18 protein-coding genes are annotated in these 18,762 nt (G+C 47.3%); 14 read left to right on the top strand and 4 right to left on the bottom strand.

From position 1 onward, the window contains the following. Window positions 1-74: 74 nt before the first annotated feature. From pfkA to ATB78_RS22635, 3 genes are all read right to left on the bottom strand, one after another. Window positions 75-1,037, bottom strand: coding sequence for a 6-phosphofructokinase (pfkA, locus tag ATB78_RS22645; protein ID WP_005440457.1), 963 nt, complete (start codon window positions 1,035-1,037; stop codon window positions 75-77). A 285-nt stretch (window positions 1,038-1,322) separates the two neighbouring features. Then, complete coding sequence (gene fieF, locus ATB78_RS22640; RefSeq protein ID WP_061010653.1) at window positions 1,323-2,231, bottom strand: CDF family cation-efflux transporter FieF; 909 nt, start codon at window positions 2,229-2,231, stop codon at window positions 1,323-1,325. 123 nt (window positions 2,232-2,354) lie between these two features. Further along, complete coding sequence (locus tag ATB78_RS22635; RefSeq protein WP_005440450.1) at window positions 2,355-2,864, bottom strand: CpxP family protein; 510 nt, start codon at window positions 2,862-2,864, stop codon at window positions 2,355-2,357. A 190-nt stretch (window positions 2,865-3,054) separates the two neighbouring features. Here ATB78_RS22635 and ATB78_RS22630 point away from each other — a divergent pair, with 190 nt between their 5' ends. The 4 genes from ATB78_RS22630 to trmL all read left to right on the top strand — a co-directional run bounded on the left by ATB78_RS22630 (window position 3,055) and on the right by trmL (window position 6,438). Beyond that, window positions 3,055-3,744, top strand: a complete 690-nt coding sequence (locus tag ATB78_RS22630; protein WP_005440448.1) for a response regulator — start codon at window positions 3,055-3,057, stop codon at window positions 3,742-3,744. After that, window positions 3,744-5,147, top strand: coding sequence for an envelope stress sensor histidine kinase CpxA (cpxA, locus tag ATB78_RS22625; protein WP_061010650.1), 1,404 nt, complete (start codon window positions 3,744-3,746; stop codon window positions 5,145-5,147). The genes ATB78_RS22630 and cpxA overlap by 1 nt, the downstream gene beginning before the upstream one ends. Window positions 5,148-5,219: 72 nt before the next feature. Next, window positions 5,220-5,828, top strand: a complete 609-nt coding sequence (locus ATB78_RS22620; RefSeq protein ID WP_061010649.1) for a superoxide dismutase — start codon at window positions 5,220-5,222, stop codon at window positions 5,826-5,828. Between the two features lie 130 nt (window positions 5,829-5,958). After that, a complete protein-coding gene (gene trmL, locus ATB78_RS22615) occupies window positions 5,959-6,438 on the top strand; it encodes a tRNA (uridine(34)/cytosine(34)/5-carboxymethylaminomethyluridine(34)-2'-O)-methyltransferase TrmL (protein ID WP_005440442.1) in 480 nt (159 codons plus the stop codon). A gap of 70 nt (window positions 6,439-6,508) precedes the next feature. Here trmL and ATB78_RS22610 read toward each other — a convergent pair whose 3' ends face one another. Then, the gene (locus ATB78_RS22610) at window positions 6,509-7,027 is read right to left on the bottom strand and encodes an FxsA family protein (protein ID WP_005448278.1); all 519 of its coding nucleotides are present in this window, start codon (window positions 7,025-7,027) and stop codon (window positions 6,509-6,511) included. A 424-nt stretch (window positions 7,028-7,451) separates the two neighbouring features. Between ATB78_RS22610 and aspA the strand changes: the two genes are divergently transcribed. From aspA to ATB78_RS22560, 10 genes are all read left to right on the top strand, one after another. After that, entirely contained in the window at window positions 7,452-8,903 is a 1,452-nt protein-coding gene (gene aspA, locus ATB78_RS22605; protein WP_005440436.1) for an aspartate ammonia-lyase, read from the top strand. Between the two features lie 176 nt (window positions 8,904-9,079). Beyond that, entirely contained in the window at window positions 9,080-10,387 is a 1,308-nt protein-coding gene (locus ATB78_RS22600) for an anaerobic C4-dicarboxylate transporter (RefSeq protein ID WP_005440434.1), read from the top strand. A 161-nt stretch (window positions 10,388-10,548) separates the two neighbouring features. Continuing rightward, on the top strand, window positions 10,549-12,381 hold the full coding sequence (locus ATB78_RS22595) for a protein-disulfide reductase DsbD (RefSeq protein ID WP_061010647.1): 1,833 nt from the start codon (window positions 10,549-10,551) through the stop codon (window positions 12,379-12,381). 195 nt (window positions 12,382-12,576) lie between these two features. Further along, window positions 12,577-13,212 (top strand): response regulator transcription factor, encoded by a 636-nt coding sequence (locus ATB78_RS22590; RefSeq protein ID WP_005440424.1) that lies wholly within the window; start codon window positions 12,577-12,579, stop codon window positions 13,210-13,212. A gap of 129 nt (window positions 13,213-13,341) precedes the next feature. Further along, entirely contained in the window at window positions 13,342-13,968 is a 627-nt protein-coding gene (locus tag ATB78_RS22585; protein WP_005448274.1) for a MarC family protein, read from the top strand. A gap of 200 nt (window positions 13,969-14,168) precedes the next feature. Further along, window positions 14,169-14,432, top strand: coding sequence for a DUF4212 domain-containing protein (locus ATB78_RS22580; protein WP_005448273.1), 264 nt, complete (start codon window positions 14,169-14,171; stop codon window positions 14,430-14,432). Window positions 14,433-14,444: 12 nt separating this feature from the next. Then, complete coding sequence (locus ATB78_RS22575; RefSeq protein ID WP_005448271.1) at window positions 14,445-16,172, top strand: sodium:solute symporter family protein; 1,728 nt, start codon at window positions 14,445-14,447, stop codon at window positions 16,170-16,172. A 94-nt stretch (window positions 16,173-16,266) separates the two neighbouring features. Continuing rightward, window positions 16,267-16,752: a hypothetical protein gene (locus ATB78_RS22570; protein ID WP_038896825.1), complete on the top strand. Its 486-nt coding sequence runs from the start codon at window positions 16,267-16,269 to the stop codon at window positions 16,750-16,752. Window positions 16,753-16,967: 215 nt separating this feature from the next. Continuing rightward, window positions 16,968-17,348 (top strand): hypothetical protein, encoded by a 381-nt coding sequence (locus ATB78_RS22565; RefSeq protein ID WP_005440416.1) that lies wholly within the window; start codon window positions 16,968-16,970, stop codon window positions 17,346-17,348. A 16-nt stretch (window positions 17,349-17,364) separates the two neighbouring features. Next, window positions 17,365-18,750, top strand: a complete 1,386-nt coding sequence (locus tag ATB78_RS22560; protein ID WP_061010644.1) for a class II fumarate hydratase — start codon at window positions 17,365-17,367, stop codon at window positions 18,748-18,750. Window positions 18,751-18,762: the final 12 nt, after the last annotated feature.

Below are 18,762 nucleotides of genomic sequence, written 5' to 3'. Positions count from 1 at the left end.
AGACAAATTTCAGATAATAAAAAACCGCGGATAACCGCGGTTTTTTTTTTAGATTTTGACTTTATCAAGCAGGCTTAGAATAGCTCTTCAGCAACTTGGTATAGGTCGTTGCGTACTGGACGCTTCATGTTCTCGATTGCATCGATGATGTCGTGGTGAACCAGTTGCTCTTTCACGATACCAACACAACGGCCGCCGTGGCCTTCCATTAGTAGGTGAACAGCGTAGTTACCCATGCGAGATGCTAGAACACGGTCGAATGCTGTTGGACGACCACCACGTTGGATGTGACCAAGAACCGTTGCGCGAGTTTCACGACCTGTTGCCGCTTCGATCTCTTTCGCTAGTTCGTTTGCATCCATCATCAGCTCAGTTAGCGCGATGATTGCGTGTTTTTTACCTTTAGAGATGCCATCTTGGATGTTGCTGATTAGCTTCTCTTTATCTAGACCAGTTTCTGGAGTGATGATGTACTCACAGCCACCTGCGATTGCAGACATCAGAGTTAGGTCACCACAGTGACGACCCATGATTTCTACGATAGAAATACGCTGGTGAGAAGAAGACGTGTCACGTAGACGGTCGATTGCATCGATAACTGTGTTTAGTGCAGTTAGGTAACCGATTGTGTAATCAGTACCCGCGATGTCGTTATCGATTGTGCCTGGTAGACCGATACATGGGTAACCCATTTCAGTCAGTTTCTTAGCACCCATGTAAGAACCGTCACCACCGATAACAACTAGTGCATCGATACCGTGCTTTTTAAGGTTCTCAATCGCTTGTTCGCGTACTGCCACTTCCTTGAATTCAGGGAAACGTGCAGAGCCTAGGAATGTACCACCCTTGTTGATCACATCAGAAACGCTAGAACGATCTAGCTTTGCGATGCGGTCTTCGTAAAGACCTAGGTAGCCATCGTAAACACCGTAAACTTCCAATCCCTCAGATAGTGCTGTACGAACTACGCCGCGTACTGCAGCGTTCATACCAGGTGCGTCACCGCCACTTGTTAAAACACCGATCTTCTTAATCATGCTCACCCTCGATCTTTGGCAATCAATTTATTTAATTTTCTTTTAGGCCCCTTGTTACCAAGCAACCTGCATAATCCAGAACTGTGCGTTATGTTACATTTCCTCTACAGGAATACCAATGAAAACACACTTTTTTATGTAACTTTTCTACTTATGTAAGAGTATTACAGTTTCTCTTTGCAACTTCGTTGATTCACATCAGGATCACGATTCTTAGCAAGTAGTGATGGAAAGATAGTCAATAAGCGTCTATTTGTCGTCACGCTTGGTCTGATTTTTCGACCGCTACCAATCTTGTGCTTTTTGCTCTTTCTCTGGTCCAAATATCACCGATAACGGATCTTGGTGGATCAGCACATCCGCTTCTGGAAACAAGGCTAACAAATTCGCTTCCACTTCATCTGCAATATGATGGGCTTCTATTAAAGGTAGATGATCATTCAACTCTAAATGCAATTGAATAAAACGCGTTGGTCCAGACATGCGAGTGCGAAGTTGATGTACACCCAACACACCTTCGACCTTCAAACACTCTTGGCGAATTTGCTCCAGCTCTTCATCAGGCAGCTTTCTATCAAGTAATGTTTGAATCGCTTCGCTGACCATCTTGAACGCGCTGTACAAAATAAAGATACCGATACCGACCGCAAACACCGCATCGGCTTGCGTTACCCCAAAATAGCTCAAACCTAGCGCCACCATAATGGCACCGTTCATATAAAGGTCTGTTTGGTAATGCAGAGAATCAGCAGCAATAGCTTGGCTGCCCGTCATGCGCACTACACGCTTTTGGAACATCACAAGTCCAAATGTCATCAGCATAGCAAACAGTGAAACGTAAACGCCTAGCTCTGGCGATTGCAGATCTTGCGGACGGAAGAAACGCTCGATACCGTTTAGGATCAAAAACACCGCTGAGCCCGAGATAAACATCGCTTGTGCCAACGCAGCTAAAGACTCGGCTTTGCCATGCCCGAAGGTGTGTTCTTTATCCGCTGGCTGGAGGGAATAGCGCACCACAATAAGGTTCACTACCGATGCGGCAATATCCAACATGGAGTCAATTAAAGAGGCAAGTAAGCTGACAGAGCCCGTCACCCACCACGTGATGACTTTGACAATCAAAAGAAGCGTCGCCACGATGGTTGCCGTCCAAGCTGCCATCGTCACTAAACGTGCGTATTGCTGTTTCATAATCAAATAGTTAACTCAAACCGTGCTTTGAGTATACCTTGAGAATGATTTAATGAGTATGAAATCGCCAAGATCAAAAAGAGGCAGCACTCTGGCTACCTCTTTCACTTTATCTTTCAGCGATTAGCTGTTGTGGTGCTTTTCCATGCGTTTTTGCATTTTTTCACCACACTTCTGTTGACGCTCTTTTTGCAGCTCAACAAATTTTGTTTTTTGCTCAGGAGTCAGAACACTCAGCATTTGGTGTTTTTTCTCCATCATCTTAACGCGACGCTCAGTTTGCTTCTCAACCATTTCTTTCGCTAGGTCGTTTGCTGCTGCTTCATCGAAGTTATCCGCCAATAGTAGCGCTTGTACTTTGTCGTGGTGTGCTTGACGCTCTGCCATGCGAGCTTCGTGACCGTCGGCGAATTTCGCTTTCATTTCTGCTTTGTTCGCTTCACGCATTTCTTTTAGCTGATCTTTTTGAGCATCAGTTAGGTCTAGTTGACGCATGATGCCGCGGTCCATACCCATACCACACTCACCGCGATGACCTTTGTGGTCTTTACCGCCGAATGCGAATGCACTCGCTGTACCTAGAGTTAGAGGTAGAACAACAGCCGCTAGTACTAATTTCTTTGCAGTTTTCATAATGAGATTCCTTACACAGGTTAGTGATTCTTCTGAGCTGTTCTCACAGCGCTTGAGTGTAGAATACGACCTACTAGGTAAAGCGACGTATAGAGACCGTAAAGAATCGTAAAGAGTGATTTTTACACTCATTCCTCCTCGTCATTACCATGTAATATTAAAGCAACCACGATGATAAATAGGTATTCAAATGGCGAACATTCTTTTGATTGATGACGACACAGAGCTAACCAGCCTACTTAAGGAAGTGCTGAGCTTTGAAGGGTACGAAGTCAGTGAAGCCAATGATGGTGAAGCAGGCTTATTGGCTATTAACAGTGAGATCGATCTTGTGCTGCTTGACGTCATGATGCCAAAACTCAATGGAATGGAGACCCTAAAACGCCTGCGTGAAAACTGGGAGACACCAGTATTGATGCTCACCGCCAAAGGTGAGGAGATCGATCGCGTAATTGGCCTAGAGCTTGGCGCGGATGATTACCTACCGAAGCCTTTTAGCGACCGTGAACTGTTAGCACGTATTCGAGCTATCTTACGCCGCACTAGCAGTACCCAAAAGAACACCAAGAACAGCGATTGCATTGAGTATCGAGAAATCAAACTCTACCCAGGCAAACAAGAAGCGTACTGTGAAGAAGCTCTACTGGATTTAACCACGACTGAATTTGCACTTTTGACGCACTTTGTGCAGAACCCAGGCCAAGTACTGACGAAAGAAACCCTCAGCCTTGATGTGCTTGGTAAGCGCCTTGCTGCCTTTGACCGTGCGATCGATATGCACGTATCCAACCTACGTAAAAAATTGCCAGACCAAAGCAACGGTAAGCCACGCATTAAAACCCTACGAGGGCGCGGCTACATGTTGATTGAGGAGGATTAATGCGAGCACCACGCTTCAAACTGCCGAAGATAAACAGCTTGTACGGACGCATCTTTGCCATCTTTTGGTTCACTATGTTCTTGGTTTTGATGGCAGTGCTGTCATTGCCACACCTTGATCCACGGAAAGCACGCGACATCCCGCAAGACCACTATCAGCGTATGATTGACATACGTGACGGCATTGAGAAGAAGTATCGCAAGCAAGATAACCTCGGCAAGATTTTGTTCAGCATCGAAGGTCAGCGACGCAGCAAGCATGATCCGCGTCCGCGCATCTTCTTTTCCGATCACGAAGGCAATGTGTTAACCACATCGAGCCACAAAGACTTCAAACTGCGTGCGCTGCAAAACTTTGTCACCAGCATTGAAGATCAGTCGCAGCCGAAACAAAAACTCTATGGCCGCTACATGATCGCAGGCCCGGTGCCGATCAAAATCGCTAACTCTGACTTATTGATGTACGTCGGTTTTAAATGGAACGAGCCGCCTCCGATCATGTTGCGCCTGTTCGATCACCCATTGCAATTGCTACTCGCCGTCATGTTGGTAAGTACACCATTATTACTTTGGCTAGCTTGGGCATTGAGCCAACCAGCTCGACGATTGGAAACCGCGGCACAGCGCGTTGCCAAAGGTGAGTTTGTCATCGACCCTAATCTGGAAAAAGGCACTACGGAGTTTCGCCAAGCAGGTACCAGCTTTAACCAAATGGTTGAGGCAGTGAATCAAATGATTTCTGGTCAGCAACGTTTGCTCTCGGATATTTCTCACGAACTGCGCTCCCCGCTCACTCGACTGCGTATGGCAAGTGCGTTGGCGACGCGTAAGCAAGGTGAAAGCCCAGAGCTGACTCGTATTGATACCGAAGCCCAGCGCTTAGAACAGATGATTGCCGAGCTGCTTGAGTTGTCACGCATGCAAGTGAACAGTCACATGACGCGTGAGACTCAGCCAATTGCCAGCTTATGGGAAGAGATCATTAAAGACGCACAGTTCGAAGCCGAGCAGATGGGTAAAGCACTTAGCTACTCTGCTGTGCCAGAGCGCAGTATCTCAGGTAACCCAAAACTGTTGATGAGTGCGGTAGAGAACATCATCCGCAACGCGATTTACTACGGCAAAGACGAAGTGAAAATCAACATTCAGGATTCATTCGATACGCTACGCATTGTGGTGGATGACAACGGCGAAGGCGTACCAGAAGAAGAATTGGAAGCGATTTTCCGTCCGTTCTATCGTGTGTCGACCGCGCGCGACCGCCATTCAGGTGGTACAGGGTTGGGCTTAACCATCACCGAAAGTGCGATTCGTCAGCACAGTGGTTCAATTATCGCAAGTCGCAGCCCATTGGGTGGTTTACGCGTCACCATCACCCTGCCGTTGATCAGTGAGGCGAAATAACCCCACAAAGATCAAAGTTGATAATGATTTTCATTAACATTAAAGTAAATCCTCCATTAAGGAGGATTTACAATGTCGCACACTTTCCCAGAGCTTCCGTACAGCTACGATGCGTTAGAGCCTTACATCGATGCGAAAACCATGGAAGTTCACTACAGCAAACACCACAAAACCTATTACGATAAATTCATGGCTGCCGCCAAAGGCAGCGCTCTCGAGACCCAAAGCCTCGATGACATCTTCGCTAGCATTTCTCAACACAGCCCAGCTATCCGTAACAATGGTGGCGGTTACTACAATCACATCATTTACTGGAACTGCATGTCACCAGATGGTGGCGGTGAGCCTCAAGGAGCACTAGCTCAAGCCATCAACGAGAAGTTTGGTGACTTTGAAAAATTCAAAGAAGAATTTGCCCAAGCGGCTATCAATACCTTCGGCTCAGGCTTTGCTTGGCTAGTCGTAAAAGATGGTGAGATTCACATTACCTCCACCAGCAACCAAGACAACCCTCTGATGGACGTTGCCGCAGTACAAGGTGAACCAATTCTAGCATTGGATGTGTGGGAACACGCTTACTACATCAGCTACCAAAACCGTCGCCCTGAGTACATCGACGCATGGTGGAATGTGGTCAACTGGCGCGCAGTGGAAGAGAACTACACTCGCGCTCTGAGTTAATTTATCGAAATGAGGGCAACACACCGAAGTGGTTGTCCTCTTCTATAACCCGTCATTGTGTTGAATCTCGCTTCTCATGGTGACTTGGGTATATACTGCTCGCCTGTTTTGACCAATCTAATTCAATACCATGTTTGATATCGCTCTATACGAACCAGAAATCGCGCCGAACACCGGCAACATCATTCGCCTGTGTGCTAACTGTGGTGCGAATCTCCACCTGATTGAGCCACTGGGTTTCGATCTAGAAGAGAAGAAAGTCCGCCGCGCAGGTTTGGATTACCATGATTTGGCTCGCGTGACGCGTCATAAAGATTATCAAGCATTCTTGGAATACTTAGAGAAAGAGAAACAAGGCAACTACCGCCTGTTTGCATGCACGACCAAAACCACAGGTCATCATGTGGATGCGAAGTACCAAGAAGGTGACGTGCTAATGTTTGGCCCAGAAACACGTGGCCTGCCAGCAGACGTGATTGATAGCCTACCAATGGAACAACGTATTCGCATTCCGATGATGCCGGATGCGCGCAGCCTGAACCTTTCTAACGCTGTGGCGATTATTGCGTTTGAAGCATGGCGTCAAATGGGCTTTGAAGGCGCGTTGTAAGCACTGCAAATAACAGATACTAAAAAGGGCGCTCAATGCGCCCTTTTGCTTTTCTTACTTACCGATTGAATCAGTTGAGCTTGTTGCGATCATTGTCGTCTTTACGCTCGTATTCACCTTCGAAGGTGTTCCCATTATCCGATTGAGAATCAAATGGGTCACGACGGAATGGGTCTTGCTCAAATGGACCTTGATTTGAGAAGCCACCTTGGAAGCCGCCACCATTCATGGTCTTCACTACCATCTTGCTCATTAGGTATTTCGCAATCGCCGCTCGCGGTGCTGGCAACAACACCAACATACCCAATGCGTCGGTCATGAAACCTGGTGTTAACAGCAATACGCCAGCAACTGCCAGCATCACACCTTCAAAAATCTGTTGAGCCGGAAGCTCACCTTGCTCTAAACGACCTTGCACCGACATCAATGTCTGGATGCCTTGGCTACGCACCAAAGACGCGCCAACAAATGCAGTAATCAAGACTAAAGCAATCGTAGGCCAGAGACCTAAGAAGCCTCCCACCTGAATAAATAGGCCGATTTCGATGATCGGGACGAAAATAAACGCCAATAATAAGATAGGAAACACATGCCCTCCTTTGTTGATTTCAGTGTAATGGCAAAAGCCTACTAAGCTCAAACGAATCGTTGTAAAAAAGCGTGTTCATACTAGGGAGAATGCGTTGTGCAAAAAACGCCCTTTGAATAAAGGTGCATATACAAAAATTGGTCGTTGAAAAGTGCTATTTTCGGACTCTTAATATCCATGTTTGTCGAGGAAAATCGCCTACCCATAAAGGGTTATTAATATCCCGTTCATACTTTGCAAAATATTGACGCATCAAAAGCGAAAAAGGTGATCCACTTACTATTTTTATGCGCTAGGTGCAGTATGATGTGCCACATAAGTCAGGACGGTTTTTCCAGCCAAAAACTCTGATGAATGGATTCTAGATTGCAGAAATGGCTAATAAATAACTTAAATATCAGAATTATTATCTAAGGATCCTGTTATGGCTACACTATCTGATGCTCCAAAGACAGCAAACCAAGCCACTCGTATTGAAGAAGATCTATTAGGCCAACGTCATGTCCCTGCCGATGCTTACTACGGCATCCACACACTTCGCGCTATCGAAAACTTCAACATTTCAAGCACTACCATCTCTGACGTACCTGAATTTGTACGTGGCATGGTAATGACTAAGAAAGCCGCAGCGCTAGCAAACAAAGAGCTAGGCGCAATTCCAAAAGACGTTGCTAACTACATCCTAGAAGCGTGTGATTTGATCCTTGAAACAGGTAAGTGCATGGATCAGTTCCCTTCAGACGTATTCCAAGGCGGTGCAGGCACGTCAGTGAACATGAACACTAACGAAGTTATCGCGAACGTTGCACTTGAACTGATGGGCAAGGAAAAAGGCCAATATGAGTTCATCAACCCGAACGATCACGTTAACAAGAGCCAATCAACAAACTGTGCGTACCCAACGGGTTTCCGTATCGCGGTTTACAACAGTGTTCATCAGTTGATGGAAGCGATCGAATACCTTAAAGGCGCATTCGAGCTTAAAGCACAAGAATTCAAAGACATCTTGAAGATGGGTCGTACTCAGCTGCAAGATGCGGTTCCTATGACTGTGGGTCAAGAGTTCCACGCATGGGCAGTAACACTAAACGAAGAAATTCGTGCTCTAGATTACACGTCTAAGCTACTACTAGAAATCAACCTAGGTGCAACAGCAATCGGTACTGGTCTAAACGCACCTACAGGTTACCAAGCGCTAGCAGTAAAACACCTAGCAGAAGTAACTGGCGTTGAAGTGGTTGCAGCAGAAGACCTAATCGAAGCGACTTCTGACTGTGGTGCTTATGTAATGACGCACGGCGCGTTGAAACGTCTAGCGGTGAAACTATCGAAGATCTGTAACGACCTTCGTCTACTTTCTTCTGGTCCACGTGCTGGTCTTAACGAACTGAACCTACCAGAAATGCAAGCAGGCTCTTCAATCATGCCAGCTAAAGTAAACCCAGTTATCCCAGAAGTAGTAAACCAAGTTTGCTTCAAAGTTCTAGGTAACGACAACACAGTTTCTTTCGCAGCAGAAGGCGGTCAGCTACAGCTAAACGTAATGGAACCAGTTATCGCACAAAGCGTGTTTGAGTCTATCTCTCTACTACACAATGCGTGTGTGAACCTACGCGATAAATGTATCGATGGCATCACTGTGAACAAAGAAGTTTGCGAAAACTACGTTTACAACTCTATCGGTATCGTAACTTACCTAAACCCATACATCGGCCACCACGAAGGCGATATCGTTGGTAAGATCTGTGCAGAAACAGGTAAGAGTGTACGTGATGTAGTTCTAGAACGCGGTTTATTAACTGAAGAAGAGCTAGATGACATCTTATCGGTTGAAAACTTCATGCATCCGACTTATAAAGCGAAACGCTACGAGTAATCGCATGTGAAAGGGGTCCCTAACGGGGCCCTTTTTTAGGCTCGAATACGGTTAACCACAATTTTTATGCGCTTTTTATTGCCGTAAGCCGCTCGGGTTCTGATTTTCTGAACACTTACTCCTGTTCCTGAGTGCTCAAAAAATCAGAATCATTAAAAACTAAAAGAGGTATCAATATGGTAATGGTCGAACTCTTCGTGGTTCTGCTCTTCATTTATTTGGGGGCAAGAATCGGTGGTATCGGCATTGGCTTTGCCGGTGGTGCTGGGGTAATTGCATTGTCTTTAATCCTAGGTGTCCCGACAAGCCAGTCTTTCATCCCTGTCGATGTAATCCTGATCATCATGTCTGTAATTACTGCTATCGCTGCAATGCAGGTAGCGGGTGGTTTGGACTGGATGGTTCAGGTTGCGGAAGACTTTTTGCGTAAACATCCCGAACGCATCACCTTTTACGCACCTATCGTGACATTCCTAATGACACTACTTGCGGGTACTGGTCACACGGCATTCTCAACACTTCCTGTTATTGCAGAAGTAGCGAAAGGCCAAGGTGTTCGTCCTTCTCGTCCACTGTCTATCGCGGTAGTAGCATCGCAAATCGCTATCACAGCGTCGCCAATCTCTGCGGCTGTTGTAGCGTTCGCAGCAATGCTTCACCCATTTGGCGTTGACTACCTAACGCTACTAGCAATCTGTATCCCAACAACGTTCATCGCTTGTATGATCGGTGCATTCGTAGCGAACTTCATGGGTAGCGAGCTTAAAGACGATCCTGAATACCAAGACCGTCTAGCAAAAGGCTTGATCAAGCTAAACACAGAATCTAAGCGTGAAATCCTGCCAACAGCGAAGAAAGCAACTTTCATCTTCCTAGGCGCAATCGCATTCGTAGTGTGTTACGCAGCAGCAATCTCTGGCTCTGTTGGCCTTATCGAGAACCCTGCGCTAGGTCGTAACGAAGCTATCATGACGGTAATGCTAGCAGCTGCGGCAGCTATCGTAATGAGCTGTAAAATCGACGCTGGCAAAATCCCAGCTGCAGCAACATTCCGCTCTGGTATGACAGCGTGTGTGTGTGTTCTTGGTGTGGCATGGCTAGGTTCTACGTTCGTTAACGCGCACGTTGACGGCATCAAAGAAGTGGCTGGTGCGCTACTAGCTGACTACCCATGGATGCTAGCACTTGTTCTATTCTTCGCTTCAATGCTGCTTTACTCGCAAGGTGCAACTACCGTTGCGCTTATGCCAGCAGCACTAGCAATCGGTGTGGCACCTCTTACTGCAGTTGCGTCTTTCGCAGCAGTAAGTGCGCTATTCGTACTGCCAACTTACCCAACGCTTCTAGCAGCGGTTGAGATGGACGACACGGGTTCAACTCGTATCGGTAAGTATGTATTCAACCACCCATTCTTCGTACCAGGTGTGGCGACCATCGCTTCAGCGGTAGCACTTGGCTTCGCATTTGGTGGTCTACTGATCTAGTAGAAACAGAGTCTTACTCGGGGAGCTTCGGCTCCCTTTTTTATTGCCTGTCGCATTGGATAGCGCTTAACAAATCTTCACTTCCATGAAACTTATTGGCTAGCCAGCAGGTCTGATTGAGTTACACTAACGGCAATTATCTAAGATGAATTGAACCTTTTATGCGTGCATTACTCTCCGTCTTACTCTTAGGGCTTATTACCTTTTCTGCGCCTTCTTTTGCGCTGTTTGGCAATGACCAGTTAGGCAATACCCAAAACACCTTTGGCAGCAGCAACGATACCTTTGTGTCTGTCGATCAGGCTTTCCCATTCAACTACTACCAACAAGACGGCAAACTGATGCTGGACTGGCAAGTACGCGATGGTTACTACCTGTATCAAGAACGCCTATCGGTAGCGGGTGAGAAAGTATCGCTAGGCGAGCTGCAAATGGAAGACGGAACGCCGCATAAAGATGAATTCTTTGGTGACGTGCATATCTACACTCAGCCTCTGTTCGTCAACGTACCAATGCATGATTGGCAAGACGGCGCTCGCGTGGTGGTGCAATACCAAGGCTGTGCGAAAGCAGGCTTCTGTTACCCACCAGAAACTCGCGTGATTCCTATCAGCGCGTTTACTTCATCGAACTCAGATTCAACAGCGGCGACGACTGCACCAAAAGCAGAGCAAGCACCAACGGTAACGCCACTAGCGGCGCAATCATCTACGTCTGGCGACACATCATCAGCTTCAGTAACACAGCAAGATAGCCTTGCCGCAAACCTAGCTGATAACTGGTGGACGCCACTTCTGTTCTTGGCGCTTGGTGTGGGCTTGGCGTTTACACCATGTGTGCTGCCGATGTACCCAATTTTGACTAGCATCGTGCTTGGCAGTGGCAAACTGAGCCAACGCCGTGCGCTAGGTTTGTCGTTTGTCTACGTGCAAGGCATGGCGCTGACTTACACCCTACTCGGCCTTGTGGTGGCGTCTGCGGGCATGCAGTTCCAAGCAGCGATGCAACACCCTTATGTGTTGATTGGTTTGAGTGTGCTGTTCGTGACACTCGCCCTGTCTATGTTTGGAGTTTATAACCTGCAACTGCCAAGTGGCGTGCAAACGTGGTTAAACAACCTCAGCAACAAACAACAAGGCGGAAGCAGCGCAGGCGTATTCGCGATGGGTGCGATTTCTGGTCTGGTGTGCTCACCATGTACCACAGCACCTCTGTCTGGTGCGCTACTTTACGTTGCACAAAGCGGTGACTTACTGACAGGTGGTATCGCACTTTACGCACTGGCGATGGGTATGGGTATTCCACTCATTCTTGTTGCAGTATTCGGCAACAAACTTCTGCCAAAAGCTGGAGGTTGGATGGATCGCGTTAAGACGCTGTTCGGCTTCATTCTACTGGCTGCACCTATCTTCCTACTTGAGCGCATCATGCCAGAAATGTGGGCAACGGCATTGTGGTCAGCACTGGGCATCGCGGCTTTTGGTTGGCTATACCACATCAAAAACAGCTTACAGTTTGGCGGTTGGAAGCAAAGCGCAGTAGGCATCATTGCCGTGCTTGGCCTGTTTGCTTCTGCTCAACCAGCACTGAACTACTGGTTTGGCGGTAATACCACTACACAAACTCAGCAAGCAACAGTGAGCTTTACCCGTATCGCTAACGTGGCTGAGCTTGAGGCTGCACTTGCTCAAGCGAAACAAGCCGGCAAACCAGTGATGCTGGATTTCTACGCCGACTGGTGTGTGGCGTGTAAAGAGTTCGAGAAGTACACCTTCCATGACCCAAGCGTCGAAGCCAAACTGCAAGACTTCGTTCTTCTGCAAGCCGATGTGACCAAGAACCAAGTACAAGACATCGAGCTGCTTAAGCATATGAATGTCCTTGGTTTACCAACGATTGAGTTCTGGGATGGCAATGGTGAACACGTTTCAAACGCTCGTTTAACCGGCTTTATGCAAGCCAAGCCTTTCTTAGAGCACATCAACCGATTCTGATGATGAATCTTTCAAACGCCAGTGATTTTTCACTGGCGTTTTTTGTTGTCTCAATAAAACTGAGAAAGTTGCGTTTATATGCAATTTTTCTAATAAAAGTCGATTTAGTTCAGACTTTTAGCGGATAAATATTGTCCACATTCTTAAAGGTGGACAATAATTCCATTAACGAAATAGTCAAAAGTGTTTAACGTCATGGATTCGACCTACACCATTATCATCGCTGATGATCACCCGCTGTTCCGCAATGCCTTGTTCCAATCGGTACACATGGCTGTGAGTGGTGCCAACCTTCTCGAAGCGGATACGCTGGACGCTCTACTCGCGTTGCTGGAAAAAGAAGAAGAGCCAGATTTGGTGTTGTTAGATCTCAAGATGCCAGGAGCAAATGGCATGTCGGGTTTGATTCACCTTCGTGCTGAATACCCAGATCTTCCTGTGGTGGTGGTATCTGCCAGCGAAGAGCCTAGTGTGGTCACACAAGTTAAGAGTCACGGTGCGTTCGGCTTTATTCCAAAATCGAGCGACATGCGTGAGCTAGTCAATGCCCTTAACCAAGTGCTCAACGGCGACCCATACTTCCCAGAAGGCTTGATCACCAATAACGCAGCCTGTAATGACTTGGCAGAGAAAATTGCCGCACTTACCCCTCAGCAATACAAAGTGTTGGGTATGCTTTCCGATGGCTTACTCAACAAGCAAATCGCTTACGAGCTCAATGTCTCAGAGGCCACCATCAAAGCGCACATGACGGCAATTTTCCGCAAGCTGGGCGTGAAGAACCGTACTCAAGCCGTCATCCTACTGCAGCAAATGGAACCCGAGCAGTAATGTGTTAGTAAATATATCTAATTCACATTTATATGACGCAAAAAGAACAACAAACGTTAAAATAAACAGGCTGTCACACACAGCCTTTTTCATCCCTCTGTTAAACCGCTAACTCTGGGAGGTCATACTTTGCTAAGTATTCTCGTCACTCAATTCGTCGTACTCTGGGCCGTCATTGACCCGATTGGTTCAGTACCCGTTTATCTATCACAAACTCAACACCTCACGGCAAAACAGCGTCGTCTCGTAGCGTTGAAAGCCATTGCCATTTCAATGGGTGTGTTGCTGTTCTTCCTTATTGCCGGTCAGTTGTTGCTGGAAGCAATGCAAATCCCATTGCCCGCGTTCCAAGCCGCTGGTGGCTTAGTGTTATTGCTGTTTGCATTGTCGATGATTTTTGGTGAGAGCAAGCCAGAACAAGAACAAAAACTGGGCGAAGAAGTCAGCCACTCCGATCTCGCTGACCTAGCCGTTTACCCTCTTGCGATCCCTTCGATTGCATCGCCGGGTGCAATGATGGCCATCGTGATGCTCACCGATAACAACCGCTACTCTTTCGTCGACCAAGCAATGACCGCAGGCGTCATGATTGCGGTACTTCTGGTTACCCTATTCTTGTTACTGGGTGCAAACACGATTCAAAAAGTGATTGGTAACGTAGGCGCAGCCATCATCAGCCGCGTAATGGGGCTTATCCTTGCTGCTGTTGCACTGAATAATTTGCTGCTTGGTATAAAAGATTTCTATGTTAATTGATAAAACTCTTAGACCTTTGGCTAATTTAACATCAAATCAACATCACACTTTTATTCCCACCTCCTCTCAAACGCCCTAAAAACGGGCGTTTTTGCTTTTTAGCGTCCCGACTAAAGTTGAAAAGAGTTCTTGCCAGTGCCTTGCTAATGTACATGTTGAAACATTTTTTTAACAACAATACCAATCGTAAGGAGACGGCAATGGCATTTGAAAGCGAAGAAAGAGCCAAAGCCTACTGGGACAAGAACGTGAAGCTCATGATTACCCTGATGGTCATCTGGTTCGTAGTGTCTTTCGGCTGCGGCATTTTATTTGTCGACGTACTTAATCAATTTCAATTAGGTGGATACAAACTCGGGTTCTGGTTTGCTCAACAAGGTTCCATCTATGCCTTCCTAGGTATTATTTTCTACTACGCGTGGAAAATGCGCCAAATCGACCGTGAATTCGGCGTAGATGAGTAAGGAGTAACTCAGATGGATTTGAAAACTATTACCTATCTGGTGGTTGGCGCGACGTTCGTCCTCTACATCGGTATTGCGATTTGGGCTCGTGCGGGCTCAACCAAAGAATTCTATGTAGCAGGCGGCGGTGTAAACCCTATCGCTAACGGCATGGCAACCGCAGCAGACTGGATGTCAGCAGCATCGTTCATCTCAATGGCAGGCTTGATTGCCTTCATGGGCTACGGCGGCTCGGTATTCCTGATGGGTTGGACAGGCGGTTACGTACTGCTTGCACTTCTGCTTGCACCATACCTACGTAAATTCGGCAAGTTTACTGTGCCAGAATTCGTAGGTGAACGTTTCTACTCTAACGCAGCACGTATCGTAGCGGTTGTGTGTCTTATCATCGCATCGGTGACTTACGTTATCGGTCAGATGAAAGGCGTGGGCGTGGCGTTCGGTCGTTTCCTAGAAGTGGATTACTCAACAGGTCTACTGATCGGTATGTGTATCGTATTCATGTACGCCGTTATGGGTGGCATGAAAGGCATTACCTACACGCAGATTGCTCAATATTGCGTACTCATTCTTGCTTACACTATTCCTGCAATCTTTATCTCTCTGCAACTTACAGGTAACCCACTACCACAGATCGGCTTAGGCAGTACCATCCAAGGCACCGATGTCTATCTACTCGATAGGCTCGACCAAGTGGTCACCGAGCTCGGCTTTAGTGAATACACTACCCAAGTCCGTGGCGACACACTAAACATGTTCGTGTACACCATGTCATTGATGATCGGTACGGCAGGTCTACCACACGTAATCATTCGCTTCTTTACCGTGCCTAAGGTTCGTGATGCACGTACATCAGCCGGTTGGGCACTAGTTTTCATCGCTATCCTTTACACAACAGCACCTGCAGTATCTGCTATGGCGCGCCTAAACCTAATGGATACCGTTAACCCAGCTCCGGGTCAGCACCTTGCTTATGATGAGCGTCCTGACTGGTTCAAGAACTGGGAGAAAACAGGTCTACTAGGCTTTGATGATAAGAACGGCGACGGTCTGATTGAGTACACGTCAAACCCAGCAACCAATGAGCTGAAAGTTGACCGTGACATCATGGTACTAGCAAACCCAGAGATTGCTAAGCTACCTAACTGGGTTATCGCACTTGTCGCAGCAGGTGGTCTGGCGGCAGCACTATCGACGGCTGCAGGTCTACTACTGGCGATTTCATCCGCAATATCCCATGACTTAATCAAAGGCGTAATAAACCCGAACATATCCGAGAAGAAAGAGCTGCTCGCGAGCCGAATCTCCATGGCAGTTGCCATTGCAGTCGCCGGTTACTTAGGCTTGAATCCGCCTGGGTTTGCAGCCGGTACGGTAGCGCTCGCCTTCGGTCTGGCGGCATCCTCCATCTTCCCTGCGTTGATGATGGGTATCTTCAGTAAGAGCATCAACAAAGAAGGCGCAATCGCAGGTATGATTGCAGGTATCAGTATCACGCTATTCTACGTATTCCAGCACAAAGGCATCCTATTCGTTGCTGACTGGACTTACCTACAAAGCTGGGGTCAGAACTGGTTCCTAGGCATCGAACCAAACGCATTTGGTGCAATTGGCGCTGTGTTCAACTTCATCGTGGCATTCGCTGTATCGAAAGTAACGGCAGAAACACCACAAGAAGTAAAAGACCTAGTCGAGCACGTACGTGTACCAGCAGGCGCTGGCGGTGCGGTAGACCACTAAAATATAACTCAAACCACAAAAGCCCCGCTTGGGGCTTTTTTATTCGCTAGATTAGGTTAATTTAACCTTATGAAGTTGTAGCAAGGAAGCCAACATGTTCAAAAACAAGCACTTTATTATCGCTCTGTTGATCGCCCCAATTCTTTCTTTGATCGCTTATTTCGGTACAGACATGGCTCTGAGTGAAAAGCCTCATGCCGCTAAAGAAGGGGAAAGCTACAAACTGGCCAGCAAGTCGAATTGCCGTTATACCAGTGGGTTGTGTGATATGGAGAATGGCGACTTTAAAGTGAAGTTTCGCTCAGAAAAGCTGACTCAAGATAGCCTAGAACTATCTTTACATGCGGCTTATCCACTGGAAGGGGTGAAGCTTTCAGTCGTGGATAGCCAAGAGCAAAACGCACAGCCAATTGACATGACGCCAGCGGATCAAGCCGGACAAAACTGGACCATCACTTTGCCTAAACCTGCATCAGCAGAGAGTTGGTTGCGTGTTGCGATTCAATCTGAAGGCACGCTCTATTACGGTGAAACGCAAACGGCGTTTGTGAAATACGAAACCCTGTTTACGGACAAATAACTTACCAGCTCCATAAGGCTTGAAGACGCATTTGAGCCGAGCTTATCTCGCGAAAGAATACCGAGCTTAATTGTAGGGATTGAGCTCTCCCACTTCAGCCGATACTGAGTCCGAGTATCGGCTTTTTTTGTTGTGTTATTTCCTTAAAAAAGCTGTGGTTGCTAATCGACAATTAATTGATAATAATTATCATTATCTTAAATATCGAGGTAACTATGGACAGCAGCCAAGCCATCTACAACGCCTTTTTTAAAGCGCAAGACCGATTCCTTCATGTGTATGCGCCAAGCGGATTCGAACCCGATGTGATTCATGATTACATCCATTGGGGTATGGTGCTGTCGTCCATCTACGATCACGATGCAGAGCACGAAAACCTGTTGCTGTGCGAGCTGTATTTGCGCCAAGTCTACTTCCATCTTCTCGACGCGATTCAAGACCCTACTCGTAGTCGTATCTTCCGCCGAGTCTGCCTCGATTCCATTCACACTCCGCTACTTTGTCTCAAACGCTACTACTACCAGTTTGAGGATGGCGACGTGAAATTTCTCTCATTACAACAACAATTACGTCTGATACAGACGCCACTCGATTAAACAAAAGGAACCTACCATGACCACGGAATTCCGTATCGAAGCGGACAGCATGGGCGAAGTCAAAGTCCCTGCGAACGCTTTGTATCAAGCCCAAACTCAACGCGCTGTCGATAACTTCGCTTTCAGCAAACACACCATGCCGGCTGGCTTTATCCAAGCTCTCGCTCACATCAAACAAACTGCAGCGCTCACCAATGCTCAACTTGGCTTGCTAGAAGGTGATATTGCCAATGCTATAGCCGATGCCGCTCAAGCAATCATTGATGGTAAGCACCTCGACCAATTCCCTATCGATGTATTCCAAACCGGCTCGGGCACCAGTTCCAACATGAATGCCAACGAAGTGATTGCAACATTGGCGTCTGAGCACCTAGGCGGAACAGTCAATCCAAATGATCACGTCAACATGGGTCAAAGCAGTAACGACGTAGTGCCTACTGCGATTCAAGTTAGCTCGGCAATTGCGATTGAGAAACAGCTACTGCCTGCACTGTCCCACCTAAGTGAAACACTAGAGACTAAGCAGCAAGCTCTGAAAGATGTGGTGAAAACAGGTCGTACGCACCTCATGGATGCGATGCCAATTACCTTCGCCCAAGAGCTTGGTGGCTGGCAGTTCCAAATCGAGCACGCCAAACAAACCATCGAACAAACACTGCCAGCAGTGAAAGCGTTAGCCCAAGGCGGAACGGCGGTGGGGACAGGGATCAACGCCGATCCACGTTTCGCCGATCTTTTTGCTGATAACCTTACGCAATCAACGCGCATCGAGTTTGCTTCAAGCAAAAACTTCTTCTTCAATCTCAGCAGTCAGGATGCGATCGTCGCCCTATCCGGACAGCTCAAAACAGCAGCAGTTGCGATCATGAAGATCGCAAACGATCTTCGCTGGATGAACTCAGGTCCACTAGCTGGCTTAGGTGAAATCGAACTGCAAGGCTTACAACCGGGCTCTTCTATCATGCCGGGCAAAGTGAACCCTGTGATTCCAGAAGCAGCAGCTATGGCGTCGGCACAGGTGATTGGTAACGACGCAACCATTACCATTGCCGGTCAATCGGGTAACTTCCAACTTAACGTGATGCTGCCAGTGATTGCTCACAATGTACTAGAAAGCATTGAACTGCTGTCGAACAGCGCCGTTGCTTTGGCAGACAAAGCCATCGCGACGTTTGAAGTGCGCCAAGACAGCCTTGATGTGGCACTGGCGAAGAACCCGATTCTGGTCACCGCACTTAACCCTGTGATTGGCTACCTAAAAGCAGCCGAAGTGGCGAAGAAAGCCTACAAACAAGGTCGCGCTATCATTGATGTCGCGGAAGAAGAAACGGACTTAGATCGCGCAACATTAGAAAGACTGCTCGCTCCAGCTAAACTGACTCAAGGCGGCGTTGCAGAATAAGCCACCGACCGA

The sequence above is a fragment of the Vibrio sp. CUB2 genome (genome assembly GCF_001557945.1).
GTDB classification, from domain to species: Bacteria; Pseudomonadota; Gammaproteobacteria; order Enterobacterales; family Vibrionaceae; genus Vibrio; species Vibrio owensii.
This window is presented reverse-complemented; position numbering and strand designations above follow the sequence as displayed.

What these genes read in the sequence shown, in the direction of transcription:
- pfkA (WP_005440457.1), bottom strand. Translation starts at nt 1,037, where the DNA reads ATGATTAAGAAGATCGGTGTTTTAACAAGTGGCGGTGACGCACCTGGT.
- fieF (WP_061010653.1), bottom strand. Translation starts at nt 2,231, where the DNA reads ATGAAACAGCAATACGCACGTTTAGTGACGATGGCAGCTTGGACGGCA.
- ATB78_RS22635 (WP_005440450.1), bottom strand. Translation starts at nt 2,864, where the DNA reads ATGAAAACTGCAAAGAAATTAGTACTAGCGGCTGTTGTTCTACCTCTA.
- ATB78_RS22630 (WP_005440448.1), top strand. Translation starts at nt 3,055, where the DNA reads ATGGCGAACATTCTTTTGATTGATGACGACACAGAGCTAACCAGCCTA.
- cpxA (WP_061010650.1), top strand. Translation starts at nt 3,744, where the DNA reads ATGCGAGCACCACGCTTCAAACTGCCGAAGATAAACAGCTTGTACGGA.
- ATB78_RS22620 (WP_061010649.1), top strand. Translation starts at nt 5,220, where the DNA reads ATGTCGCACACTTTCCCAGAGCTTCCGTACAGCTACGATGCGTTAGAG.
- trmL (WP_005440442.1), top strand. Translation starts at nt 5,959, where the DNA reads ATGTTTGATATCGCTCTATACGAACCAGAAATCGCGCCGAACACCGGC.
- aspA (WP_005440436.1), top strand. Translation starts at nt 7,452, where the DNA reads ATGGCTACACTATCTGATGCTCCAAAGACAGCAAACCAAGCCACTCGT.
- ATB78_RS22600 (WP_005440434.1), top strand. Translation starts at nt 9,080, where the DNA reads ATGGTAATGGTCGAACTCTTCGTGGTTCTGCTCTTCATTTATTTGGGG.
- ATB78_RS22595 (WP_061010647.1), top strand. Translation starts at nt 10,549, where the DNA reads ATGCGTGCATTACTCTCCGTCTTACTCTTAGGGCTTATTACCTTTTCT.
- ATB78_RS22590 (WP_005440424.1), top strand. Translation starts at nt 12,577, where the DNA reads ATGGATTCGACCTACACCATTATCATCGCTGATGATCACCCGCTGTTC.
- ATB78_RS22580 (WP_005448273.1), top strand. Translation starts at nt 14,169, where the DNA reads ATGGCATTTGAAAGCGAAGAAAGAGCCAAAGCCTACTGGGACAAGAAC.
- ATB78_RS22575 (WP_005448271.1), top strand. Translation starts at nt 14,445, where the DNA reads ATGGATTTGAAAACTATTACCTATCTGGTGGTTGGCGCGACGTTCGTC.
- ATB78_RS22570 (WP_038896825.1), top strand. Translation starts at nt 16,267, where the DNA reads ATGTTCAAAAACAAGCACTTTATTATCGCTCTGTTGATCGCCCCAATT.
- ATB78_RS22565 (WP_005440416.1), top strand. Translation starts at nt 16,968, where the DNA reads ATGGACAGCAGCCAAGCCATCTACAACGCCTTTTTTAAAGCGCAAGAC.
- ATB78_RS22560 (WP_061010644.1), top strand. Translation starts at nt 17,365, where the DNA reads ATGACCACGGAATTCCGTATCGAAGCGGACAGCATGGGCGAAGTCAAA.